Origin of the sequence: Capnocytophaga sp. FDAARGOS_737 (assembly GCF_009730375.1) — a bacterium.
In the GTDB taxonomy this organism is placed as follows: Bacteria; Bacteroidota; Bacteroidia; order Flavobacteriales; family Flavobacteriaceae; genus Capnocytophaga; species Capnocytophaga leadbetteri.
Window position 1 is genome coordinate 1,029,145 of sequence record NZ_CP046316.1, and the last position, 25,731, is coordinate 1,054,875.

The window sequence follows — 25,731 nt, forward strand, 5'->3', positions numbered from 1 at the left end:
AATACAAAAGCTTACTCACAATGGAGAACAATAACCACAATACGCATTCCGTTTCAGGTCGTGTAAATGATCCTGCAACCTTTGCCCGCTTTGCATCGGTAAAAAGCTATCAAGACCACCTCAAGGACAAGGACAACCCTGTGGTGATGGTTACACTTACGCTGGGTGGCAAAGACTTCTTGGACAGAGCTACTTTTGAAACCTACCTTACCCAACATACCAATGCCCACGATGAGTTTACCATTGTAGTGAGTGATACTGCCATTGACGACTTTAACGGACAAGTAATGAAAAACTCTAAAAATCTTTTGGGAGAGTCCATTACTATCCACTTCCACCTGAAAGGAACGATTGTACAATCGTTCAAAGGAATTATAGCGAATATCTGTAACAAGAAAAACGAGGGAGGAGGCTATGGCAGTCTCCATATATCGGGCTTTGCCCCCAGTATCTTGTTAGACAGTGGTAAAGAATGCCAGTCGTACGAAAATAAAACCCTCAAAGAAATAGTAGCCGAAGCTACTAAAGAGTATAGCAATATTACCATTAACACTGAAGGAATGGTCAATACCAAGTACCAAATTCCTTATGTAGTACAGTACAAAGAATCCGATTATCAATTTATACAACGCCTTGCGCGGCGTTATGGTGAGTTCTTCTATTACAACGGCACGCAACTACAATTCAATAACGAAACCCAAAAAACAGTAACCCTTTTAGAAGGTGGTGACCTGATAGATGTAGAGTTTGAACTAATGCTCAAACCTCAACATTTTAGTTATCTCTCTTACGATGTAGCAACAGGTAATATGGAACAAAAAGCGACAGAAGAGGTACGTTTGCAGAACAAAGTAAATCCTTTTCAGTTTGCCGCTATTAAAGCCTCAGAAAAAGTATTTACCAAGAAACCTACCGTGCCTTATAACGCCATACCTGAAGATTTTAGAGGCGATTACCTCAAAGATGCTGTTCGCCGTGAAAAGGAAAGTCGAGAGCAGCTGATGCAGGTGCGAGGCAGAAGCAGAAACCCACATTTGCGTATAGGAGGCTTTGTAAAGTTGAGAGATATTAACGATAAGCCTATGGAGACTTATCGCATTATAGACATCAAACACCATCAATCGGGCTATGACTATGAGAATGAGTTTGTAGCTATCCCTGATGTGTATATAGCCTATTATTACGACGAACAAGCTCTCCCAAAAGCTGAACAACAAGTAGCACGAGTGATTGATAACAACGACCCTAAGGGGTTAGGACGCGTACGTGTACAGTTTATCTGGCAAGAAAAACATCAAACCAAAACCCCTTGGATACGCGTAGTACAACCCCATGCAGGAGGGAGCAAAGGCTTTTACTTTATTCCCGAAAAAGGTGAAGAGGTATGGGTAGATTTTGAAGGCCAAAATGCAGAACGTCCTTATGTATTAGGATCTAATTACAATGGCAAGGAATACAGCCCTTTCCATAACAAAAACAATGATATCAAGGCGATACAGACAAGGAGCGGACATAAACTTATTTTCACTGAAGACGAAAGTATTTTGCTTTCGGACAAGAATGGCAACACTCTAAAGTTTGACACCCAAGGCAAAAATATAGAGATTTCTGCGCCTGAGAGTATCTCATTGTGCGCAGGTAAAGACCTCAATCTTAGTGCCGGCAACAATTTAGTGATGGACGTAGCCAACACAGCTTTCTTCAATGTATTGCAACAAATGTTGGTAACCACCCCATTTATGAAACAACTCATTGCCGACTATTTCCACACCCAAGCTGGCAAAGCCCTTATCAACTCTGATGACCAAATCAAGATAGAAGCCCGAGAAACCAATGTGGCAGGGCTGGAAAAACTCTTTATCCACTCTGATGAGTTGGCAACAGTGAACTCTAAGGGCTTGCTTGAGGTGAAGGGAGAAAGAGGAACAGAACATAGTAATAAAGCAGAAAATTATGAAGTATTAGAAAGTTTTTCAGAAACAAATACAATAGTATATTTCAGACCTAAAGATACTTGGAAAGGTGAATTTGGATTTGATTGGCTTAGAGAACAAAATGGACTTATTACTGATAAGGTAGATTATAGAAATATGGTTGGAAAATACTATAAGTATAGTGATGAAAAAATGGTAAAATCAATAATTCCAAAAAATCAAAAGGCATCAAGTTTAAAAGATTTTTATATAGATGACCCTAATAAATGGTATAGAGAGAGGTTTTTGGGAAAAACCATCCTTAATTTCAAACAAGACCCTCAATACGAAACTAAAAATAACAAAGGTGATAATACATTTGAAAAATTAGCCCAAAGTTTTAAACACTTTAATTTTGCCCAAAAGGAAATAACAAATCAAAATGGGGTGGAAGAAGATAAATATAATATATTTTCCTATTACAGATCCTATATTGCTTTATTTCCAGCCACTGAGAACTATGGTACTAATACAGCAGAAATAGATTTACACATTAAATTTTTAAATGGAGAAAAACCTGATTATTTACTTTTCAAAATAGATAATTTTGATTTGACAAAATGCGAACATCAGAACATAGGAATTGATCGTGTTAAGATAGATAATCCAAGAGAGATCGAGACTATAAAGATCTGTTGCAAGAATAAAGAAAACTTCACAAAGGACAAGAACATAAAGGTATATGCTGTTAAAAAGCAGTCCAATGGTGAGGTAACAGAGCATCTTGCAGGCTGTATAACAATGGTAGCTCCAATAATAAAAACACTGGATGTCGCGGTGGTATCTGTGAAAGTGGATAGAGATGGAGGTGTTCCTACTCTTGATTGGGAGACTTTTTTCAAAAACACATTAGGTCAAGCATTAATTAAAGTAAGCAATATAATGACTACTAATCCAGTACTTAACAATAAAGAACTAAGAATAGACATCTCTTCTAAAAAGAGTATCTATGATATTGATTCAGAATTTATGTTAAAAACAGAAGGATTAGAAAGAGATCTCGAGACCTTATTTAGAAATGATCATCCTAACTTGTATAGAAAATGTTTTACTTTATATTTTTTAGATGTAGCATCTACAGATCGAAATGGATATAGTGGAATAAATAAGCACTATGGGATTATGTTTAATACACATACTGAAGAAACAATAACGCACGAATGTTTGCATGGTTTGACATTACCACATTCTTTTTCTTATACAGAATGGACTAATTATGTGTATGAAGCAATGGCTACAGATAATATAATGGACTATTCTCATTTAGTAAAAGATCCTGTATCTGGCAACGCACGAAGTCCTATAAATCGTTTTCAATTATGGAAATGGCAATGGGAAACTATACGAAAACATTATTTATTAAAATAAATCTCTTATGAGGAAAATATTATTATACATTGTAGTATTAACAATAAATCATATGATGGCACAAGAAAACAAAAATTCTTTAAAAGATACGATTAAGTTTGAAAAATTTGATTTTAATCTATGGGATACAAGGTATAAAAACTTTGAAAAGGTTTCTGATAACAAGTATTCTGGATATTATAAGCTAAAAGACGGTAGTTATTTTCGTCCTTGTAATGGGAGTGATGGTTCTGTTTTTTATGTTGTAGTACCTCCCTTACCTGTCTATTATCATTATTTTTATGATTATTATGAAAATGGAAACCCTAAAGCCTATGGTAAATATGCAAGTATGCAAACAAAAGTAAAAATAGGTATTTGGCATTACTTTGATGAGAATGGCAAAGAAACTCAAGTGAATGAAGAAGCAAAATTAGGTAAATGGACATTTAATGCTATTTTAGAGGTATTGCATAAAGATGGCGTTATTGATCTCTACACAGGTAAAAATAGGGATTGGGATAAATTATATATTGAATTTAAAAATAATAACAGAGAGGTAGCTGTTATCGTTTTTAAAGAAAGAATAGATATATTGATAGATACTTATTACGAATATATATTTAACTGCAAAACAGGAAAGTACACTCGTGAAGAGTACGAACGTTATAATGAAAATGCTAAGGAAATGCCTACACTTCCTCCTTTGAAAAATAGTAAAAAGAATAAACGTAAAAGAAAAAATAGCATATCAATAAGTGAGGAAGAGTACCAAGACCTTCAGAAAAATAAAGAAAAAAAGTTGGTTAGAAAAACTATTTAGTTAAGATATTATGCCACAAATCATCACCAATACCGCAGAACTCAGTTGCAATCAAGGTACTGCCAAAAGCAATCTTACTGTAACAAGTCAGGATTTTGTAACTATTGAGGACAAGCCTATTGCTACTGAAGGAGACAAACAGGCCAATGTGAATATAATGCCTTTTGGTCAGTGCAAACTAAAGCCTAGCACAAGTGGTTACTTGCCTTGTATGCCTGCTCCTATAAAATGGGAGCAAACAGCTGAGAAAGATACTATCAACGATTTAAAAATCCTCACCGAAAAAAGTACCTGCCAATGTGCTGTGGGAGGTAAAATATCTGTTACCCATAAAGGACATAACGAGCAAGACGAAGTAGAATAATCAAACACTCACGACAAATTTTATGAAAGGAATATATTACAAACTCCCTATTGATTTTGAAGGCTTGATGAAAAAGCAAGACCTTGCTAAAATAGCTTTGGAAGACTCTATCTCCCAATCTATTTTCACCCTAATGACTACTAGTTTTGGGGAATGCAAATTTGATGAAACGTATGGCTGTGAATTATGGGACTCGGATTTTGACCTTCTCAAAAGTGATAATGAACTAAAAGTTTTTGTTGCTAAAAGTTTAAAAAATAGCATTTTACAACACGAAAAAAGAATTTTCTTACAAGATGTTGAAGTAACCATCTCGGAGCAAGACTTAGGGAATACTCATAAAAAACGAATGAAGAAAAAGATATTAGTTTCCGTAAGAGCTATTGTTTTAGAAACTAATCGTCCTTTTGTATATGATTTTTTCTTTTTTGTAAGTCCTTTATCTTACTAATAAACAATAAAATATAACAATGAAACAGGAACAGATAAAAAATAGAATGATTAAGAGAGCTTCACGGATGTGGGGGTATAGTGAATTGGAATCTGAGAACGCTTTTGACCCTATCTTGGAACTCCTCCTTTCGGCTTGCGCTTCTGAACTTGAAAAGTTACGTTTTGAGCAAGAAAAATCACGTACAAGAATTACAGATAGAATTCTTGAAATCATCTTTCCTGATCAAATAATAGGAGTAGTTCCTGCTCAAACTCTTTTACAGCTCACTCCTGTAGAGAATAACGTACAACTTTCTCGCTATAACCATTTCAAAGCAGCTAAGAAAACTCAAAATTTATATGACCCAACTGAGGTAAAAACAAAAGATATTTATTTTAGTCCTACCTTAGAAATGAAACTTACTACAGCTCAAGTAAGATACTTAATATATGGTAATAAGGTACTACAGCAAGAAAGTTTCTTTTATCAGGAAGAAATAATTCAGTTAGAAAGGCAACTTCCGTTAGGGGAGTTTTGGGTGGGATTGCACGCTCCTGAAGTAGAAAAGTTAGAAGATTTGTGTTTCTATATAGACATAAACGACAAAGAACAAAAAGAATTTTTTACTTATTACCTACAACAAATAAAAGTTTTTTCAGGAGGGAAGGAATATGAATTAGTAGAAGGATACAATGTGCCTACTAATAATGTTGAATATGAAAATATAATTGCTAAGAACTATACAGGTATAGATGCTATTTACAATGAAATTAATCAATTTTACCAAGGAAATTTCTTTACTTTAAAAGGGAGTATCTATCCTGAAAAGGAAGATAGCACAAATTCAAATTCCTTCTTAGCATCTTACTTTCTTAATGGACGAATTACCAATGAAAAAGATATTATTTGGTTGCAATTCAAATTCTATGAAGTTGTTACGCCTAAAGTTTTAGAGAATGTACGTATTGCTCTGAACTGTGTTCCTGCTGTGAATGTACGTCATACAGAAGATAGTACCCGTATCAAAGGACAACTTACAATCTACCCTATACTTGGAGAAGATTCATTCTTGGATATAGATTATATATCAGATAATTATAAGAAAAGATATGATGTAAAGAATTATTTATCAGATGATAATATCTCAATAGTACTAAGAAGAGGAGGTGTTGCTCGATTTGATGAAAGGAATGCTTTAGAACACCTGCAACATCTCTTAGGACTCATTCGAGATGAAACAGCTTCATTTTCAGCAATAGGAAATGATTTTGCCATTGAAGAGGAACTCAAACAGATAGGACAAAATTTAGCTTCTATTTACCAAAATATAAAAGAGAAGAATTTATCATTAAATACAAGCCCATTTTTGATATTCTCTTCTAACAATAAGGAAATGGATATTAACTTTACCATTTCCTATTGGCATACAGCAGGAGAAGAAGGAAATGATATTAAAACAGGTATTTCATTAGTTTGTGATAGTGAAAACAAAACAGCTATCAATAAAGCTATCACTGTAAGACCCTCTTTGGGAGGCAGACGAGGGCTTACCACAGCCGATAAGATTTTAGAATATCGCAGTGCTCTGCTCTCACGTGGCAGAATTGTAACTATTGCCGATGTAAAAGCCTTCGCAAAGAGCCATTTCAAACACACTATCAAAGGATTAGAGGTACATAAAGGAACTAAAAAAGAAGTTTCTCTCAAAGGAGGATTTAAAAGGACTATTGATATTTTCCTCATTAAAAACAAAGAGGTAGAAGTAAATGAAACAGAATGGGAATACCTAAAAGATAGCTTTTTGATTAAGTTAGAAAAAGCCTCTGCAAATATCTATCCTTATCGAATTTTTGAGAGGTAACTAACAGAAATACAGCAATTTTTGACAAAGTAGAAATAGAAAACTCAAGGGATAAAATCAACTTTCAGGAGATAAAGCAAAAAACATTTCAAAAAAAATATTTATTTTATTTACTTGATTATCAGTCTAATAAAATTTTAAATGAAAATAATTTGAAAAATTCTTTGAAAAAAGTTTGGTGGTCTCATTTAAAAGTTTTATATTTGTGCAGAAAAGTTACAAAATATTGCTTTTCAACGTACTTAATAAGTTTAACATCCTAATACAAAAGCACTATGCTAACAAATAAAGGAATAGGAGGCAATGAAGTGCCTATAGACGCAAGTGAAGCTATCTTAGAGATAGCTCCTAATCGTACCTTGGTAGCTCAAAAACTCAGTGCAGAAGATCCTGTGAAACCTGAGTTGGTTGAGGGTCTCAATACTATAGACAAAGTATTTGAGCATTTCAAACCTACTTTAAAAGTAAATTTTGAAGATGGTGAAGGAGCTACTAAAGTGGAAGAATTAGCCTTTAAAGGATTAGGCGATTTCGGTACAAAAGGAATTACAGCACAGAGTGCTTTCCTTACTGGTTTGGCAACAGAGAAAGATCAATACCAAAAGATCATCAAACAGCTAAAGACAAACAAACTTCTTAAAGCTGCCTTAGAAGACCCAGACGCTAAAAAAGCATTGCAAGATACCTTGGAAGCTCTTATTGCTGAGCTGAATTAATCATTTCTAACAAAAAGTATTTGAACAATGGCAAATGAAATAAAACCAGCAAATGTTAGCTCACAAGAGCAAGACAACTCAGTACAGTCTATTAAGAAGTCTCTAGTTTCTCTGGAGAAATCATTGGACAAATTGGTACGCTATGGAGGTTTTGACTTATTAGAAGCATCCATAGAGAACGTACAAAACGTTAATCCTGAAAGAAAAGCACGCCGAAAAATATTTCTTACTGAAAGCAATAAGCAAAAGGAAAGAGATACTTTAAAGAAGACTTTAGAACTTTGGGCTAATGTATTAAAACAAAGTGATTCGTTAGTGGAAATGGTCTCTCATTGTGAAGACCAACAAAAATCTGCTGAAGAGCTTCTTTCTAAGAACTTGTACAATGCTGTAGAAGCTACTCGTGAATTGGAAGCCAACTATCGCACTATTGCTTTGTTCTACAAGAATACAGAAGAAGATAAGATTAAGAATATCACAATTATCAATGCTTCTTTAGAACAACTTAAAGACCTTGATAATACACGCTTTATTGATACTATACACGCCGAACTTTCAGATAACTACGACCGCTTAGACCTTAAAAACAACTATGGATTGTTAGTAATTCCTGGTTACTTAGGTTCTAACAAAGTAGTTGAAAAATGGGCTAAAATCGCACACGAAAACAAAGTGATGCTCGTTACAGACTTTGAGCACTTAGATGAGCCAGATGATGTAATGGAGATGTTTGATGAAGCGCACCTTACGGGTGGTGATGTATATCGTGCTAACGTACTGATGACCTGCAACTGGTTAGTAGGTAGAGGTCGCTTTAATGAAATAGGAGAGCACGAAGATCTTTTTATTCCTCCTTCTGCTGCATTAGCTGGAAAAATCTACAAGACTTTGATGTCTCAGGTGACTGCTGGTAAGAAATTTGGAGGTATCAATGAAGTAGATGGGGTTCGTTTCGACTTAAAGAAGAGCGAAATCGCTAACTTGGAAAACTTAGGGCTTATTCCTATGGTCAATGAGTACGGAAAAGTAATGGCTTTCTCAGGAAAGACCTTGTTCAACGGAGATAACTTGGGATTGCAAACCTATTCAGTAGTACGTGTGTTTGACTATGTAACTAAAGTGCTAATGGATTTCCTTAACCGTAGAGCTTTTGAGAATTTCACAGCGGTAACCCGTAAGGACATTATGAACCAAATCGTGCAATTCTTGGATAGCATCACCGGACCTAAAAACCTTATTGAAAATTTTGAGATAAGAAGGTTTGAGCAAGACCCTAAACAAAAAGATAGAATCTATTTAGACATTCATATGAAGCCTTATTTCCCAGCTAAAAACTTCCTTATTAAAATGGATGGTCATAAGGGAACTGATGCTAATGAGTGGGATACTGAATACGAACAAAAGTAAAGTACCTATCTTATGAGGAATTTCTAACCTTAAAAAGTGTATAATAATATAAGAAGGTTCAGAATTTCAACATAAGGTTTTGGAGACATTTTATATATATTTCCATAATTGGTATTATTGAGTTATTAAATTTTTAAATTATTTTAAACATGTCTTTTAAATCTAAATTAAACGTTGCGGGAAAAGAGCGCAACATCATTTCGGTTGATTTCGGAATGTTACAGGAGACTGACGCTACAGGTAGACCCTCATCGGTTACCAGAGGTGGCAAAATTACGATCACTGTGGAAAGCACAGGTGATACCGACCTTTTTGAGTGGATGACTAACTCTTTCGAACGCAAGGACGGAAGCATCATCTTCCTCAAAAGAGACAGTGAGGCTACTTTAAAAGAGCTTAAATTTAAAGAAGCTTACATTGTAAAGTACAAAGAAGATTTCGATGCAGCAGGAGACAATCCTCTGACAGAAACCTTTACGCTCTCTGCAAAAGAGATAGAAATGGGTACAGCCAAACACGTTAATGAATGGGTGTAATCTCCTTTGGTTTTTAAATGTTTTTTCTAATTTTTAAAATTTAAGTGTATGTCATTTAAGGCAAAACTAAAAGTAGCAGGCAAAGAATACAATATTCTTAGTGTAAGTTATGCACTGTTTCAAGAAACAGATGCGACAGGTCGTCCTTCCACCGTTACACGTGGTGGAAAAATTGATGTAGTAGTGGAAAGTACAGGAGAAGCTGACTTCTTCGAGTGGATGACCAATTCTTTTGAACGTAAAGATGGTAGTATTACTTTCTTAAAAAGAGATAGTGAAGCTACCCTAAAAGAATTGAAATTCACTGAGGCTTACCTCGTAAAACATCGAGAGCATTTTGATGCCTCAGGAGAGAAACCCCTGACGGAATCCTTTACTATTTCTGCGAGGAAGTTAGAAATGGGTACAGGAGCCTACGAAAATGAGTGGGTGTAAAAATTAAGAAAAAGGGTAGCTCTCTGAGGGAGTTACCCTTTTTTGCTTAAAACAGACGAGAATAAAACAAAAGTATAATTTCTAAAAAATATAGATATGTCTTTCAAAGTCAGATTAGAATTAGACGGAAAAACCTACAATGTATTGGCTTGTAGGTATAACTTCTCTCAAAATGTGGATCCAACTGGACTCCCTAAAGGAATGCCAAGAGGAGGAGAGATTTTCATTCGTTTGGAAAGTACAGGAGAACCTGACTTGTTCAAATGGATGAATAGTGTTAGTGAAACAAAAGATGGTAAGATTATTTACTATCGCCGTGATGCTATGAGTAAATTGCAAGAACTTACCTTTAAAAAAGCTTTCTGTATAAGTTTTACTGAAGACTTTAATGCCAATAGCACTGAACCTTTACAAATGGAACTTGTTATATCAGCACAACAGATAAGTATAAACGGCGTTACCCATAATAAGCAGTGGAAAATGGATATTTAAGTTTGTGTTTTTGAATTTCATCAGTTAAAAAAAGAATCTTATGAATAATGATACCTCATCAGTTTCAGGTCGTGTAAACGACCCTGCAACCTTTGCAAAATTTGCTTTGGTAAAGAACTTTCAAGATTTTCTAAAAGATAAAGAAAATCCAGTGGTGATGATTACCCTTTCCCTCAATGGGAAAGGATTTTTAGATAGAGCTACTTTTTCTTTACAGCTTTCACAGCATACCAATGCCCATGATGAGTTTACTATTGTGGTCAATGATACTGCCATAGATTCTTTTACTGGGCAAGTAATGAAAAACTCAAAAGACCTTTTGGGAGAAAATATTACTATTCATTTCCACCATCACGGAAGTATTGTACAATCATTTAAAGGGATTATAGCCAATATTCGCAACCGAAAAGACGAAGGAGGAGGACACGGGAAATTATACATTTCAGGTTTTGCACCAAGTATCATTTTAGAAAATGGGAAAGACTGTCAATCGTATGACAATAAAACACTCTCTGAAATCATTGCAGAAGCAACTACAGAGTATCCACAAGAAGCAAAGGTAAATACTGAGGGAATGATTAATACCAAGTATAAAATTCCTTATGCAGTGCAGTACAAAGAATCCGATTATCGTTTTATCAGTAGGTTAGCACGCCGTTATGGAGAGTTCTTTTACTACAATGGTACACAACTTATTTTTAGCAATGAAGCACAGAACACAATAGAGCTTTTTGAAGGAGATGATATGATAGATGTAGAGTTTGAGCTAATGATCAAACCTCAAAATTTCACTTATCTATCTTATGATGCAGAAACAGCGAGTACAGAACAAAAAGAGACACAGGAGGTACGAGTACAAAACAAAGTAAACCCTTTTCAATTTGCTGCTATTAAAGCCTCTAATAAAGTGTTTACCAAAATACCTAAGATGCCTTATGTTGCCATTCCTGAACAATTTAGAGGAGATTACTTAAAAGATGTGGTTCGCAGAGAGAAAGAAAGTCGTGAACAATTGATGCAAGTGAGGGGAAGAAGCCGTAACCCTAAGGTGCGTATAGGAGGTTTTGTAAAGCTCAGAGATATCAATAGAAAACCTATGGAAACTTATCGAGTGATCGATATTAAACACTATCAATCAGGCGATGAGTATTACAATGAGTTCATTGCTATTCCCGATGTATATATTGCTTACTATTACGATGAAGAAGCCCTTCCGAGAGCAGAACAACAAATAGCCAGAGTTACCGATAACAACGACCCTAAAGGCTTAGGTCGTGTACGAGTGCAATTCATTTGGCAGGAGAAACACCAAACAAAAACCCCTTGGATACGTGTGGTACAACCCTACGCAGGGGCTGACAAAGGCTTTTACTTCATCCCCGAAATAGGAGAAGAAGTATTGGTTGATTTTGAAGATCAGAATGCTGAACGTCCGTTCGTAATAGGTGCTAATTACAACGGTAAGGAGTTTAGTAAATACCATACCTCAGGCAATGACAAGAAAGTGATACATACTCGTTCAGGTACTAAAATCATTCTCAATGATGGAGAAGGTAGTGTATTTATAGAAGACCCTAGTGGTAATACTTACCTAATGGACGGACAAGGAAATATCAATGTAAGTGCTCCTAAGAATATTAGTTTTACAGCGGGAGAAAATGTAAATATCAAAGCGGGAACTAATTGTATTATGGAAGTAGGAAATGATATGTTCACTACAGTACAAAATAACAATAGTGTAGAAATTGTTAATAATCATAGTTTTAAATCTAAGGACTATAAGCAGACAGTACAAGGAGCTAAAACAATAGATATTGAAGGTAATTTAGTAGAAAACACAGCAGAGACTACCCATACAGCAAAGAAAGGAAATATTACCATACAGAGTGCGGGTGTTTCTAAGGTATTAGGTAAGATAGACGCTATGGTCAATAAAGGATAATTATGAAAAAAATATTATTATTTTTACTCTTAACCCTGCAGCTTGCTAGCTGTCAAAACCATAATAGCAATAATAAGAATATGAACAAACCACAATATGATTGGGGTGTAGCGGTAAATACCCCTATAGGTTACCCTATACGGTTTTATGCTGCTATGGTAGGAGGAATGCCTATCGCAGGAGATTTTTATACTGAAAAAGAAGAACCTGATTGGGGGAATGCATTTGGCTATGAAAGCCACTCAATGGGATACTTGCCTGCAAGTGTAGATATGGTATGGCTGTCGTATAAAGAAGATTGTTTTTATAGGCTCAAGACAGCTATTGATTACGAAAAAATAGAAAAACTCTTTAGAGAAGGCTATAAAGAAAGATTCCCTAATGGAGAAGTAGATCACTCTACTTATGATACAGTAGTGGTAGGCATAGCCCCTGGGGGTGTAGTAGTGCTATGGGTAGGTAGAGGCTATAAAAAAATTACTGAAATAGGAAGATACCAAGCCGAAAAAATAGATTTGAAAGAGCCTCCTGGGTTAGATAGTCACCAAAGACTCATATTTAGTAAAGAAGACAGAGAAGAAACTTTAAATAGCGATTTGGCTATCCCTAAAGCAGTACGCGAAGCTAATAAAAACAAACCTATCCCCTTTGGCTTATGGGATAGTTATAGAAACCATCAGTACCAATGGTTCTCTGTCTATGAAATTCCCAATGGAAAAATAGGTGATGTTAGGGCAAGATATTGGAATGGAGAGACTGGAACTACCTTGTATACTGATTTTAATTCCTATATGGGTAAAGAAGGTTTCTTCTATTTAGAAGAACCTATTCAAAAACGTCCCTTGTTTAAAGAATTAGTGATTTGGTATAAAGCTGAAAGCGGGCAAAAATATTTAGCAAAAATTTGGTTTGATTGGGAAGCAGTAGTAGCTGCTTATCAAAAAGTCTTTGGAGAAGAAGCCGATAAAGTAACTGCACACTTAGATATTCGCGTAAATCGTGACAATGATTACCTCACCTTTCAATTGATAGGAGACAATGGCAAACAAACTTTCTTAGAATCTAAAGAATTAAAATTTTATAAACTTTCCGATAGGAATATTATAACTCCCACCCCCTTAGACTAAAATATAAATAAGCTATGGCACAAACATTTGTATACAACTCAGGAACTTACCAAGAAACTAACTCTGGAACAATTCATTTAGAGTTTGGATTGTTTTTTGATGGTACTCTTAACAATAAAAATAATACTGATTTGCGCCTAAAAATGCTCAATCGAGAAGATCTTATAATTCTTCCTTCTGATAATGTTAATATAGTGACGCAAAAAGAAGAGTTAATAAGAAAAAGAAGAGAACGTTTTGAAAATGATGAACTTACAGATACTGACAAAAGTTATTTAGGATTGGTTTTTAAAGATATCAAGTCATTAGAACAAGCACTTGAGAAAGAAGCTCAAACAGGTTTAAAAAGTCTTGAAATATCAAAAGAAATTGTTGGTTATTACAATGCCGATAAGAGATCGTTGGCTGATAAACAAGGAGTTGATAACAGTCTAATGAATGATTATACCAATGTGGCTCGTATGTGGAATTGTTGTAATAGAAATTATCGTATCTATATAGAAGGTATTGGTACACTTGATAAGCAAAAAGATATAAGTGTAGGTTTTCAGTTTGGTTCAGGTGATACAGGTGTTAGAGGGAAAGTACGTAGAGGTTGTGAAGAATTAGCAAAGAAAATTAAAGAGAAATTACCTGAAGACACAGATGAGGTTATCAAGGTTACCTTAGATGTGTTTGGTTTTAGTCGTGGGGCAACAGCAGCACGTAATTTTCTCTATGAAGTAAATGTTTTTAATAAAAGAGAAGAAGACACCAAGATAGATAAAAAATTTGAAAGAACAGGGAGAAGACTATATAATGAAGGTAATCGTTATGGTTACAATGAGTATGCTTATTTTTATTATGATAAGGATAAGGTAAGAGTAAATATAGATTTCTTTGAAGAAGATAAATGGCCTAAATATGGCTACTTAGGATATTACCTATTAAAAGATAAGGTATCTCCTGAAGTATTAGATAGGATAAGGTTAGAGATACGATTTGTAGGGATTTATGACACTGTTTCTTCCTATGAAGAATTTGGAAATATAAGCGGACTTGACTTACTTGATAAAGGGATACAACATAGTAGTGAAAGTTTTTTTAAAGATGATGTAGAACAACTACAACTTAATAATTTGGGTAAATTCCAGAAAGCAGTTCATTTTACAGCTATGAATGAACATCGCGAAAACTTTGCTTTAACAAAAATGCGTGTAGAAAATTGTATAGAAAAAACTTTTCCTGGAGTCCATTGCGATATAGGAGGTGCTTATGAAACAACTACTGAATATGTTGATGAAATAGAAATTGATTATGATATTACTAATATTATTAATCATATATACTTAGACCTATTCCAACAATATCTTATTTCAGAACACTGGTATAAGGAAGAGCAATTGGATCAAAGTTTTGACAAGATGTATTATAAACTTTCAGGTACACGTTTTTTACGAAAAGAATATAGTTATATTCCTCTACATTTTATGCAGCAGTTTTTCAATGATATTTTAGGGGATAGCTACGCAAATGTAATTAGTAGAAATATTGTTACCGATTATCCTATTTCTGACCCTCAAGATGAAATACTTATAAAAGTTAAAGAACGTTTGAGAAAATATGTCTTTAGAGATGAAAATAAAAAAGAAGAGGAAAGATCAGAAGAAGAAAAAGAGTGGAGATTTATTCCAGATTGTGAAATTGAAAATAAATATAACCAAATAAGGGATGAGGTTCTTATGGAAAGAACACAACGTGCTTTAAAAGAAATGTCTAAAAAAGAAAAAAGGGGAGGGAAAGAACAGAAGGAGGAAAGATTAGTTGTAAGAGATAGATTTGACAAAAATATATACTTCCCCCCAGAAAAACAAACAAGAGAAGGAGAAAGAGAAATAAATCTAGAAATTTATAGTAGAAATTCGGTATTTGAAGAACAAAAAATTTTAAGAATACTGCGTAATAAGTATCTCCATTGGTCAGCTAATAGAGATTGGTTTGGTATGCAACCAACTTCTGATAGAAAACGCAAAGAATATTAGAGATGAAAAATGAAAAATATCTCATAGAAAGTGTTGTAACTAAGGATTATACTACACCTTATGCTCAAGAGGATACTTATAAACGTCTTATAGAGATTTGGTATTTAGGTAAAAAAGCAAATTTAGCTTATTATCAAATAATGACTATAAAGTATCTATTTCCTGAAGAAAATACAATAAATACTTTATTGCGAAAAATAGCCTCTACTTTCAATTATTTAGAAGTAAGTATCAGTGAAAAAAATAGAATAGCTAAAGTATTCAATCTTTCTGCTATTAAAATCAAATGGAAAAAGATACAACTATCTATTACTACCATTCATAAAGGTTATGAAATAGAGAACTATTGCACTTCTATTACTAACCTATTAGAGAATGAACAAAGTTTTATTGCTTTCCTTAATCAAAATAATATGTTAGGATTACTTTTTAATGGACATCCCAAAGAGGAAAACAAAGTAATTTACAAAGGTGAAGACCTACTTGAATATAGAAATAGTATTCTTATAGAATCTATTGTAAATGAAATAAATAACAACACAAATTTAAAATACTCATTGTTATGGCTTGGTTCTTTGGAAATAAACAAGAAAAATACATAGAAAACTTAGAGAAGAATAATAAAAAGCGTCAAGAAAAAGAGCATGAAGAGGCTGAAATTATTACCATAGGTAAAGCAACTTCAAAACAACAAGAGGAACGAACTTCTCAAGTTGTACTTCAGCATAACCAAAAAAGAATGGAAGCTATTGAAGAAGAGCAAGAAAAAGAAGATAAAGCTCAAGATGACCAACTTTTTGTTATTAATGGAGCCAAGGTGAAATTCGGCCCTCATATAGGAACATTTAAAGTGCTAAGTGACACCCCTACCATCCAAAGTAAAACTGTAGGTACTGAAATAGAAAAAAGTCCTGCAAACTTTTCTTTTATGGATGGATTTCAACTATTGTCTCTAACACAATGGCAAGATATTGGAACAGCCAAATACCAAGATAACTTAGCTCTTATTAAAAAATCTACCATTATGGGCACAGGCAAAATGCCCCCTGCCAATGCCCCTATTGAAAGTGGTAAAATAGAGTTCATAGATTCAGGACAAATAAATGTCCCTGAAAACATAGATACTACAGGTATGCCTATGCCAGAATATATCCCAACTCCTAAAGTGATTGATTTTTATTTAACAGATAAACATAATAATCGTTTAGAAAGTGTTGATTATGGTACTTTTGTATATTTACATATAAAAACAGTGGGGTATATAGGAAAAACAATATCTGTAGATATGAACAACGAAAAAGCAGATTACCTACTCAATGGCGAAAGACTTGAAAAAGATGTACTCAAAGACTATTTAGTACAAAACAATGAAGAAATTGTAGAATTAAAAGTAGTTGAACCTTTAAATTAATTCCTATGTGTAAAACAACATTTACTTTAAGAACAAGTACAGGAGAAACTAAGGAAACTTCTGTAAAAAATAATATTTGTAAAAAGAAATCCCCTACTCCTATTTCACCTGTTCCTCAAAATCCTAACTATTACAAAAATAGATATTTAGATTTTTTACAAAGACATGGTTCTTGTAATCATTTACCTCCTGATTATTACTTAGGGGCAATGTTTGTTCTTGATACAAAGGAACATAAAGATTACTATGAAAAATATGTGCTTACTTCTAAATTAAAAGAGTATGGAGTGTCCCATAAGGAATTATCTCCCATAACTAAGCAAGGAAAAGAAGTAAAACCTTTTTTAGCAGATAGTTATGGATTTAAATATTGTGCGTACTTTACATTACTTGAGAAAGAGTCTTTAAAAGACATTGTTAGGAAATGGGTTATTGATGTAAGGAAAAATTTACAAATTTTAATGGAACAAGGACTCATTCAAAAGAATTATGAAGCCAAATATGACACTTCTTTGATAGTAGAGCTTTTAAAGTTACAAAATAAATATAATAACAATTTTGAACCTACAAATATTGAAAAACAGAAAGTCGGTTATAAAGATGCTAAAAAAGCTAAGATGGAGAAATTTTACACCAATATAGAGCTTAATAATAAACATTTTAGAGAATTTGCTTTTGCTACACATCCTGAGGCTTATATGCCTAAGGTAATGTCAAAATTTACTTTTGGCGATTTGTCTATTATAGGAATGACTCCTGATTTTAAGGAATGGGATGATAATGCTACATGGGCACAAGCTTCGATTACATTTGAAAATATGGATCATTTAAAGCGTCTTACTGTAAATTATATTTATTATAGAGACCCTCTTTATCCTATTTTGAAGGTTCCTACTGCAGAAATTCCTTATTTAGGTGTAATAACTAGAGCAGTAGGTCTTTTTAATACTATTGTAGATTCTATAAAAGTAGTAAACAAAGTAACTCAAAAAGTATATGCTGAAACCTTTGTTGATTATGACAGAGAATATGTAAGAAAAAATAGCCTTAAATATGAAGAAGAATAAAATTTTAACATATTTAGTATTTCATATATTACTAATTTTATTTACTAATTGTACCACTTTAATCCCTGATAACAACATGAAATGGACTGCCGAATATAATTTTATAGATTTATATAAGAAAAAAAATGGACCTTTTGATCCAGATGCCAATATTGAACTAAGCTTGATATTTTCTCCTATAGAAAATGTCATTATTTTAGGAGCCCAGAAAGATACACCTGAGTTTGATCCTACAGTAACAGAACGGCAAGCAGTACTCTATATCTCTACGGATAGAGGGCAATCCTACAAGGAACTCATTCTTGAAGGAAATGATGTCTATGATATTGCAGCCTATACGAAAGAGTATAGTATTATTTGTACTTCGGATTATAAATTCGAATATATATACCTCCTTAATCATACAACTTTTCAATTGAAAACAATAGATAAATATAACAGAGATGAAAAAAATTATTATGATGATTTTGATGGTCGATTTCTCAAATGTAAAAAGAATGAAATTCGTTTTTTAGCAGATGTATTAAGTAAAGACTCTGTAAAGCTATATGAGATACCTAAAAAACTCACTACTTATCAGTATTATCCTATTCATCAGAATGGAGATATTCTATATTACAATGGAATATTAGAACTTCGTACTTACAACGTAATTACAGGAGAAGACAAACTCTTTAATCAGCTTAAACATAAATATAATTATTTCTTTCCTGAAAATTCGTCTGATTACAATACCCCTCTTTCTTTGCAAAATGAAAAAAATGAGAATGATGAGGAAACATATGAATTGATGATTTACGATCTTGAGGAAAACTTTATCCGTAAGATAACCAAAGAGAATCGTGAAAAGTACTATTACTACAAGGATTTTATTTGTGATTATACAAGGCTTCACGCCCATTCTGAATTGCGTTTTTCTTTTGACAAAGGGAAAACTTGGAAAACCCACAAAATTCCTATGGCAGGGTTGTTAGTTTTCAATAAGAATGTAGGTTTCTTTGAGGATAAATACATTATCTTTGAGGGGATTCTCTTTCGAGGTGGAGGAGATGACAGTGGAGGAAGGATAATGGTCGGGGAGTTTTTGAAAGACTGATTTAACTAATAAAAACTGCTAAACATCTTAAAATGTTTAGCAGTTTTCATTTATTCCTCTTTCCTTATCAAATGCACTAATTCAGGGTCGTTTTCAATGCGGGTGAGCTCATCGGTGATGAGCTGGATAATGTCAGTTTTTACTTGCTTGTAATTGGCTTGGATTTGTTGTTGCATTTGGTCTTCTCCATTTTCGTCTTCAAAGGAGAGGATTTGAGGTATTTTTTGGTAGGCTTTGCTCTCTGCAGCTACTTTCTCGTTATCTACTATAATCTGAGCGTGGAATATCTTCTGCTCTATACGCTCGTCAAAATTATCAGAAACAGCTCCTACAAACATCCCTTGAGTAAGATTGGATATTTTGCTGGCAGGAATCAAACTATCCAATTGTGTAGATATGGAGGTAGAGGTATCATTGCGGTTAATCGTAGTAGATTGCCTTTTCTGTAATACCTTTCCAAAACGTTCAGAAAGGGTTTTAGCTGTTTCTCCTACTACCTGTCCGCTAAAAATATTCCCCACAGTATTTTGTATCACCTTGCTTTCCTTATCGCCATAATCACGAGTGAGCTGTGAATAATCTTGGAAACCTAAACAAACGGCTACTTTATTGCTTCGGGCTGTAGCTATCAAGTTGTCCAAGCCTCTGAAATAAATGGTAGGCAACTCGTCAATAATCACAGAGGATTTGAGCTGTCCTTTCTTGTTGATGAGCTTTACAATACGTGAATTGTACAACCCTAAAGCAGCTGAATAGATGTTCTGCCTATCAGGATTGTTGCCTACACAAAGGATTTTAGGTTCTTTGGGATTATTGATATCCAATGAAAAATCATCACCTGTCATCACCCAATAGAGTTGAGGCGAAATCATTCGGGAGAGCGGTATTTTAGCACTGGCTATCTGTCCTTGTAGCTGGTCTTGTGCACCTCCTTGCCAAGCATCCATAAAAGGCGATAGATAGTTCTCAAGTTCGGGGTACGAGGTGAGAATAGTAAAAACATCGGCATAAGGCTTGTTCAATAGCTCAATGGCGTGTGGAAAAGTACAGTACTTACCATCCTTGTAAATCTTCAAAAACCAAATAATAGCAGCCAAGAGAATGATAGGTGACTCTACAAAGAAATCACCTTGCTTTTGGATCCACGAGCGGTTAAGGTTGAGCATAATGGTATAAGCAGATTCATAAGCATCGGAAATATCACTCATAAAGTTCGGGTTGATAGGGTTGCAACGATGACTACGGCGAGGATCATCAAAGTTTATCACATAGAACTTGGGCTTTACCTTATACTTGTCTAAGTTTTTTAGCAAGTGATTATAGGCAATGGTAGAGAGGTCATCAAACTTAAAGTCGTAGATGTACATTGCAAAACCCTTTTCAATTTGTTGTTTGATATAGTTGTTCACAATAGCATAAGACTTACCAGAACCAGGAGTCCCCAGCACTATGGTTGCCCGAAAGGGATTTACCACATTGATCCAACCTTTGTTCCACTTCTTGTGGTAGTAGAACAAAGTAGGTAGATTCACAGAATACTCGTTTTTCATCAGTCGAGTTTCCTGCATAAACGACTCGTTTTCATTGTTAAAAACATCATCTAAAAGGTTGTCTTTTAACAAGCGACTCATCCACGAACCTGCCATAAGAAGAGCTATGTAGCCCAAAGATAGGGTAAGGATATAGAAAAAGGCAACCACTGAAGCAGGAAGTCGCAAGTACAAAATCCAAAAGTTACCAAAGTAAAGAGCGACTCCTACTCCCAGAGCGATGTAAATCTTTCGCCAAGTAATTTTGTCGTTTTTTACGCCTGTTGTTCCCAAACAGCTCAGGGCTAAGAGCAGGAGGGCAAAGCATTTGGTGTATAGCGGGTGAGAGAACAGTCCTGCTGTTCGTTGGAAGTTGGTCAAGATTCTATCTACTACGGCTAATATCCACTTTTCGCCTTGGAAAAAGCCATAACAATACCAATAGAGGTGCATTAGTACTATGAGAATACTTACTGCACGCATAAAAGCCATAATCTTGGCTAATGCTCTTAAATCATCATCGTTTTGCATATTTGTTTCTGTTTTTAGTGTTTGTCAATATTTTATACTTAGCTATGTCAGCTCACTGGCCACACCTAAGATTTGTTTTTCATTTTTCGCCGTTTGGCAGTAGCACGTTTCATTCTTCTGGTAAAATCCTCTTCTTCGTAATCTACCCCTTGATCATCCAAAGAGAAAAGAGTAAAGAAAGCATTTAAGGCAGAGTCCTTACCAAAATCCTCTTGGTAATGTGTCCAAGAAGTGTCAGAGAAAGTATCCTCTTCAACAGTATTAGTATTGTCGTGATTTTTACTTGCATAAGGAGTTACAGACCGCATATTTACCTGAGAGGTTAAAGCCGTAGCAGGCTCTTCTAACGATTTTAGCCACTGATGAAAAACATTGGCAGAAAACTCCTTCCCCAGCTGAGATCCATTATACACACATCGGCTGTTGTGGTCGATAAAGGTTACCCCGTAGGTTCTCCCTTCTTTGTTTTCACGAAAGACGACCTCTATCCCTTTAGCCTTTAGTTCTTGAACAAATTCACTTTTGCTATGAGCTGTTTCTTTAGAAAAGGTGATATGTGCCTTTAAGGAAGTGGTGTCTTGTCCTTTTAAGTGATCTTGTTCCTTTTGTAAATGTTTTTCGATATAAGGTAAGCATAGTGTTTTGCCGAGCTTGGAGGCTTTAAAAGGATGGCTCGCCTTATTGCCATTTTCATCCAATACTACATATACCAAGCCCTTTTTAGGAATACCTTGCAGTTCGCCTTCTACCTTTTCTACCGCTATGTTAAACTGATTGAGCAAGGCGTTGAACGTTCCTAACGAGGTAAAATGATAGTGTTTTAGCAATTGTTTTACAGTATGAATCAACTCCTTTTTAAGGTCGTTTTGTCGGTAATCTAAGGGTATTAATTTAGACAAAGGCAAGAGCTCATCATCTGTTAGCTGTGAATCATTGGTGATAGCAGGGATAAGTTGGTATTTTGTTTCCAACTCTCGGCATACTTTCATTGAACGTATTTTTTCAAAAGTATCAGGAATTTTCTTGCCTTGTTCATCTATCCCCAGCGATACGATGTGAATGTGTTTGCGCTCAATATCCGAATGTTTGTAAACCACAAAAGGTTGGTCGCCAAAACCCATCTGTTGCATATAGTCAGTAGCCAACTTTACAAAGGTCTCATCACTCACCTTATCATTAGGATCGGGGTTGAGGGAGATGTGTAGGATAGGTTTTTCTGTCCTTATGTTGGCATAGAGATAAGGTGCAAAGGAGCGAGACACTTCCGAAATGCCCACATTTCCTTGCAGAGGTCGTATCACTTTTTGAGCGTATAACACCTCACCCTGCCCTTTATCCACCTTGTTGTGATTGTACAAAAGTACTCCTAACAGCTGCCCTCCTCGATGTATTTTTGCTATCATAAGTCGCTGTTTTCGTCTTAAAAACTTACTTTAGTTTTTGCTCTATTTGCTGAGAAAGCTCTAATATTTGTTTGCAGATAGCAATCAATTGGGTAGTTTCTTTCTCTAATTTATAGAGGTAAGCAGCTGCTTTCTTCTCCGAAAAATTACGGTAGAGTATCTTTACAATCTGATTGTAATTGACCCCTACCGAACGAAATTGCGCATAGAGTTCAGTGAGTTTGGTGTAATAATCTAAAGCAGATTTATCAATTTTCACCACTTTTATCTCTCGGTTAAAAAGCAAAGAGGTGATAAAATGTGCTTTGACTTTCATTCCTGATTGCTCGAAAAGCGAGAGAAACTGATTGTTTTCTTCTTCATTTAATCTAAAGACATATCTAAAAGAAGCAGGATTTATCTTTTTATTCCTACCTATGGGGCGTTTGTGAGTTGTTTTCTGTAAGGTCATATAAATTCAGTGTTAGTAAAAAACCACGACTTCGGAGTGTGTTTTAAGCTCCCTGCAAGGGCAAGTGGTTTTGAGGTGCCTACACGCCTAATGCGTGCCTCAAAACACAACTTGCTCTGTTCGGGTGAACAGAAAATTCTCCCTAACGGTCGAATTTTAATTAGCTATAAAGAGAGAAATTAACACTACGAGCGGGTAAAGTGATTTCAGGGTGCAAAACAAGTCATTTCTTAGCAAAGGATTTGTATATAACACAAAGCCAATCACTTCCTTATAAAGCCATTTACAACCCTACATAAGGCTATATGTATATTTGTATGTTCCTTTGCACCCGCATACCAAAGCAAGTATGTACAAAAGTAAAAATGCAATTAGGTAGCTATGTAGCTACAAAGCTATAAAGCTACAGACGTATGTACATACGCAAGTAATTAGATAATTAGTCAATTACTTATGTGAGTAAATACTTACTTATAGAGGTAGTTAGATAATTGGCTAATTACAGATAGTTGTATTTGAATAGCTATACACTTATATACTTACTGAATTACAAACATATTTAAACACATATATATGACATCTATGACAAAATTCATTAGCTTTTCCACCCAGAAAGGAGGGGTAGGAAAAAGCACTTTTACTACCTTAGTAGCCAGCTTGCTACATTACCGAATGGGCTACAATGTAGCAGTGATGGATTGTGATTATCCACAATACAGCCTACACCGAATGCGAGAACAAGACCTCAAAACAGTGATGAACAACGAGCATTTTAAGAAAGCTGCCCATAGACAGTTTAGTGAGCTAAACAAAAAGGCATACCCCATAATACAATGTAAGCCTAATGAAGCCCTTGAAAAGGCACAACAGCTCATTGCAGAGACTCCTTTCCCTATAGAGGTTATCCTTTTTGATATGCCAGGGACAGTAAACACCGCAGGAATATTGACCCTGTTGGCTCAAATGCATCACATTTTCTCACCTATCACTGCCGATAGAGTGGTGATTGAAAGTACTTTGAGTTTTACTGAGGTACTTTCCAATATCATCGCTAAGAATACCGAAAGTACTATTAAAAGCGTGCATTTATTTTGGAATCAGGTAGATGGGAGAGAAAAATCGCCTTTGTATAAGATTTATGAGCAAGTGATTGCTGATTTAGGTTTGAACCTGATGCAAGCCTACATATCTGATAGCAAGCGTTTCCGAAAAGACGGCACAGAAAACCAACGATTGGTATTCCGTTCTACCTTAATGCCTGCTGATGAGAAGCTGATGAGCGGTTGCCATTTGGACGACTTTATTGATGAGTTGGTACAGATTATTCAATAAACCCTAAAGATATGAAGACAGTAAAACCTATAGACGAAAACGAACTAATGGAGCTAATGGCAGGCAAGCAACCCACGCCTGCCCCTGCCATTGCTACGGCTCCAATAGAGACAGAGAAAGCACCCCAGAAACCAGCTCCTACCAAGAAGAAAAAGGCAGAACTCTATGAGTATGAAAGTTATTTTTTTGAGCAGGGAGAGACTTCAGCAAGGGAAGGGAAATCGGTGTATATACGCCCTGAGTTTCACCAGCGAATAGCCCGCATTGTACAGGTGATAGGAGAAGATAAGATCAGTCTGTACAACTATTTGGATAATGTGCTCAAAGCGCATTTCGAGCAGTACCAAGAAGAAATTACACAGAGTTTTGAACAGAAATACAAACCTATATTCTAACAATGGAAAAGATTATCATTTTACTACTTATCGTGGTGATTTTGTTGTTGCTATCGGACAAAATGCCTATAACACTTTCTAAAAAGAGAGCTCCCCAACCTAAAGCTACCCCTATACCCAAAACAGCTCCTCTAACATCGGTAATGGGAGAAAGCAGGTTTGTGCCTCCTGCAAAGGTAGCTACTACAGCTATCCCCTTAACAGAAAAAGAGCAACAGGATATTCTGACAGAATGGGAAGAGGAACCTACCATAGACCTTGAAGATGAAGAAGAGGATTTACGCAGCTATCGAACAGAGGAAGAGGACAATGATTTTGCTACGGGGCTTTCATTTGAGGACTTGGAAAAGGTAGCTACTTTCCTCTCTGAGGACAAAGAAGAGGTAACTGCTGACAACATAGAGCTACTGCAAAAGGTAGAGGGCACCAGCCTATTAGAAGCCATAGAAAAAGCCTTACCCCAAGCGACTCTTAAAGTAAGCGTACTCTTGGAGAAGGCGTTGCCTAAAACTGTGGAGAGTAAAATGGAGTTTGATATTAGGGAGTTTGTGTGAGAGATTATCCTTCGTATTTAAAAATTTCTTCTAATACAAAACTATGGGTTTCTAAGATTTTTTGATTAATAAGTTTTTCATATGTTTTTTTATTACATAGTTTATGTTCATCATTAGATAATGTTTCTGTTAAATTATCTGTCAGAAAATCAATTTTGTCGCTAATATTTTTATGTAATAAAGGAGCTATTTTTTGAATAAATATCAAAAAATTCCTTCTGATATATGAAGATTGCTCTTTTGTAAAAGAAATTAGTTCCATTTTTTCATTATCATTTAATGAATCAGATTTAATTCTTTCTCTTAAAGAGGAAATTTCATCAAAATATTTCTCAATAACTTCCATTTTAGGAGTAATAATTAAGTCTTTTAGCAATTGTATATTTTTATCTTTTTTATCTTTTTTGTTCTGATAGAAAAATATATACCACCCAAGAAAAAGAGTTAATAGAGCAATAATAACATTAGCTATATTAGACAATTTT

Annotated in this window: 24 protein-coding genes; 20 read left to right on the forward strand and 4 right to left on the reverse strand. The window is 34.9% G+C overall.

The window, feature by feature from the left end:
* Positions 1 to 20: 20 nt before the first annotated feature.
* The 17 genes from FOC45_RS04440 to FOC45_RS04520 all read left to right on the forward strand — a co-directional run bounded on the left by FOC45_RS04440 (position 21) and on the right by FOC45_RS04520 (position 19,051).
* Positions 21 to 3,341, forward strand: a complete 3,321-nt coding sequence (locus FOC45_RS04440) for a type VI secretion system Vgr family protein (RefSeq protein WP_155846599.1) — start codon at positions 21 to 23, stop codon at positions 3,339 to 3,341.
* A gap of 52 nt (positions 3,342 to 3,393) precedes the next feature.
* On the forward strand, positions 3,394 to 4,143 hold the full coding sequence (locus FOC45_RS04445) for a hypothetical protein (protein ID WP_231121907.1): 750 nt from the start codon (positions 3,394 to 3,396) through the stop codon (positions 4,141 to 4,143).
* Positions 4,144 to 4,153: 10 nt separating this feature from the next.
* Entirely contained in the window at positions 4,154 to 4,507 is a 354-nt protein-coding gene (locus FOC45_RS04450; RefSeq protein WP_155846600.1) for a DUF4280 domain-containing protein, read from the forward strand.
* 22 nt (positions 4,508 to 4,529) lie between these two features.
* A complete protein-coding gene (locus tag FOC45_RS04455; RefSeq protein WP_009389030.1) occupies positions 4,530 to 4,958 on the forward strand; it encodes a GPW/gp25 family protein in 429 nt (142 codons plus the stop codon).
* Between the two features lie 19 nt (positions 4,959 to 4,977).
* The gene (locus FOC45_RS04460; RefSeq protein WP_009389035.1) at positions 4,978 to 6,801 is read left to right on the forward strand and encodes a type VI secretion system baseplate subunit TssF; all 1,824 of its coding nucleotides are present in this window, start codon (positions 4,978 to 4,980) and stop codon (positions 6,799 to 6,801) included.
* 275 nt (positions 6,802 to 7,076) lie between these two features.
* A complete protein-coding gene (locus tag FOC45_RS04465) occupies positions 7,077 to 7,517 on the forward strand; it encodes a hypothetical protein (protein ID WP_009389042.1) in 441 nt (146 codons plus the stop codon).
* A 27-nt stretch (positions 7,518 to 7,544) separates the two neighbouring features.
* Positions 7,545 to 8,924 (forward strand): DUF5458 family protein, encoded by a 1,380-nt coding sequence (locus tag FOC45_RS04470; protein ID WP_009389043.1) that lies wholly within the window; start codon positions 7,545 to 7,547, stop codon positions 8,922 to 8,924.
* Positions 8,925 to 9,073: 149 nt separating this feature from the next.
* Entirely contained in the window at positions 9,074 to 9,460 is a 387-nt protein-coding gene (tssD, locus tag FOC45_RS04475; protein WP_009389044.1) for a type VI secretion system tube protein TssD, read from the forward strand.
* Positions 9,461 to 9,508: 48 nt separating this feature from the next.
* On the forward strand, positions 9,509 to 9,895 hold the full coding sequence (gene tssD / locus FOC45_RS04480) for a type VI secretion system tube protein TssD (protein WP_009389045.1): 387 nt from the start codon (positions 9,509 to 9,511) through the stop codon (positions 9,893 to 9,895).
* Positions 9,896 to 9,991: 96 nt separating this feature from the next.
* On the forward strand, positions 9,992 to 10,387 hold the full coding sequence (gene tssD, locus FOC45_RS04485; protein WP_009389046.1) for a type VI secretion system tube protein TssD: 396 nt from the start codon (positions 9,992 to 9,994) through the stop codon (positions 10,385 to 10,387).
* Between the two features lie 40 nt (positions 10,388 to 10,427).
* Positions 10,428 to 12,329, forward strand: coding sequence for a type VI secretion system Vgr family protein (locus FOC45_RS04490; protein WP_009389047.1), 1,902 nt, complete (start codon positions 10,428 to 10,430; stop codon positions 12,327 to 12,329).
* A gap of 2 nt (positions 12,330 to 12,331) precedes the next feature.
* Positions 12,332 to 13,456 (forward strand): DUF2931 family protein, encoded by a 1,125-nt coding sequence (locus FOC45_RS04495; protein WP_034540439.1) that lies wholly within the window; start codon positions 12,332 to 12,334, stop codon positions 13,454 to 13,456.
* 14 nt (positions 13,457 to 13,470) lie between these two features.
* Positions 13,471 to 15,477, forward strand: a complete 2,007-nt coding sequence (locus FOC45_RS04500; protein ID WP_009389050.1) for a phospholipase effector Tle1 domain-containing protein — start codon at positions 13,471 to 13,473, stop codon at positions 15,475 to 15,477.
* A 2-nt stretch (positions 15,478 to 15,479) separates the two neighbouring features.
* Positions 15,480 to 16,079, forward strand: coding sequence for a hypothetical protein (locus FOC45_RS04505; protein WP_009389051.1), 600 nt, complete (start codon positions 15,480 to 15,482; stop codon positions 16,077 to 16,079).
* On the forward strand, positions 16,040 to 16,888 hold the full coding sequence (locus FOC45_RS04510) for a hypothetical protein (protein WP_009389052.1): 849 nt from the start codon (positions 16,040 to 16,042) through the stop codon (positions 16,886 to 16,888). Before FOC45_RS04505 ends, FOC45_RS04510 begins: the two co-directional genes overlap by 40 nt.
* A 5-nt stretch (positions 16,889 to 16,893) precedes the next feature.
* Positions 16,894 to 17,955, forward strand: coding sequence for a hypothetical protein (locus FOC45_RS04515; protein WP_155846601.1), 1,062 nt, complete (start codon positions 16,894 to 16,896; stop codon positions 17,953 to 17,955).
* Positions 17,942 to 19,051: a hypothetical protein gene (locus FOC45_RS04520; protein ID WP_009389055.1), complete on the forward strand. Its 1,110-nt coding sequence runs from the start codon at positions 17,942 to 17,944 to the stop codon at positions 19,049 to 19,051. The genes FOC45_RS04515 and FOC45_RS04520 overlap by 14 nt, the downstream gene beginning before the upstream one ends.
* A gap of 50 nt (positions 19,052 to 19,101) precedes the next feature.
* Here the strand turns inward: FOC45_RS04520 and mobC are convergent, their stop codons facing one another.
* The 3 genes from mobC to mobA form a co-directional block, all read right to left on the reverse strand.
* Positions 19,102 to 21,111 carry a conjugal transfer protein MobC gene (gene mobC / locus FOC45_RS04525; RefSeq protein ID WP_009389056.1) on the reverse strand — a complete coding sequence of 670 codons (2,010 nt, stop codon included), beginning with the start codon at positions 21,109 to 21,111 and terminating at the stop codon, positions 19,102 to 19,104.
* A gap of 65 nt (positions 21,112 to 21,176) precedes the next feature.
* Positions 21,177 to 22,514, reverse strand: coding sequence for a conjugal transfer protein MobB (mobB, locus tag FOC45_RS04530; RefSeq protein ID WP_009389058.1), 1,338 nt, complete (start codon positions 22,512 to 22,514; stop codon positions 21,177 to 21,179).
* Positions 22,515 to 22,539: 25 nt separating this feature from the next.
* Positions 22,540 to 22,965 (reverse strand): conjugal transfer protein MobA, encoded by a 426-nt coding sequence (mobA, locus tag FOC45_RS04535; RefSeq protein ID WP_009389060.1) that lies wholly within the window; start codon positions 22,963 to 22,965, stop codon positions 22,540 to 22,542.
* 573 nt (positions 22,966 to 23,538) lie between these two features.
* On the opposite strand from mobA, the gene FOC45_RS04540 reads away from it, so the two are divergent.
* Genes FOC45_RS04540 through FOC45_RS04550 form a run of 3 tightly spaced genes read left to right on the forward strand, consistent with a single transcriptional unit; the run spans position 23,539 to position 25,246 of the window.
* Positions 23,539 to 24,297: a ParA family protein gene (locus tag FOC45_RS04540; RefSeq protein WP_034540070.1), complete on the forward strand. Its 759-nt coding sequence runs from the start codon at positions 23,539 to 23,541 to the stop codon at positions 24,295 to 24,297.
* Between the two features lie 11 nt (positions 24,298 to 24,308).
* Positions 24,309 to 24,692, forward strand: a complete 384-nt coding sequence (locus FOC45_RS04545) for a DUF3408 domain-containing protein (RefSeq protein WP_009389064.1) — start codon at positions 24,309 to 24,311, stop codon at positions 24,690 to 24,692.
* A 2-nt stretch (positions 24,693 to 24,694) separates the two neighbouring features.
* The gene (locus FOC45_RS04550; RefSeq protein WP_009389066.1) at positions 24,695 to 25,246 is read left to right on the forward strand and encodes a hypothetical protein; all 552 of its coding nucleotides are present in this window, start codon (positions 24,695 to 24,697) and stop codon (positions 25,244 to 25,246) included.
* 4 nt (positions 25,247 to 25,250) lie between these two features.
* Here the strand turns inward: FOC45_RS04550 and FOC45_RS04555 are convergent, their stop codons facing one another.
* Positions 25,251 to 25,727, reverse strand: coding sequence for a hypothetical protein (locus FOC45_RS04555; protein WP_155846602.1), 477 nt, complete (start codon positions 25,725 to 25,727; stop codon positions 25,251 to 25,253).
* Between the last annotated feature and the right edge of the window lie 4 nt (positions 25,728 to 25,731).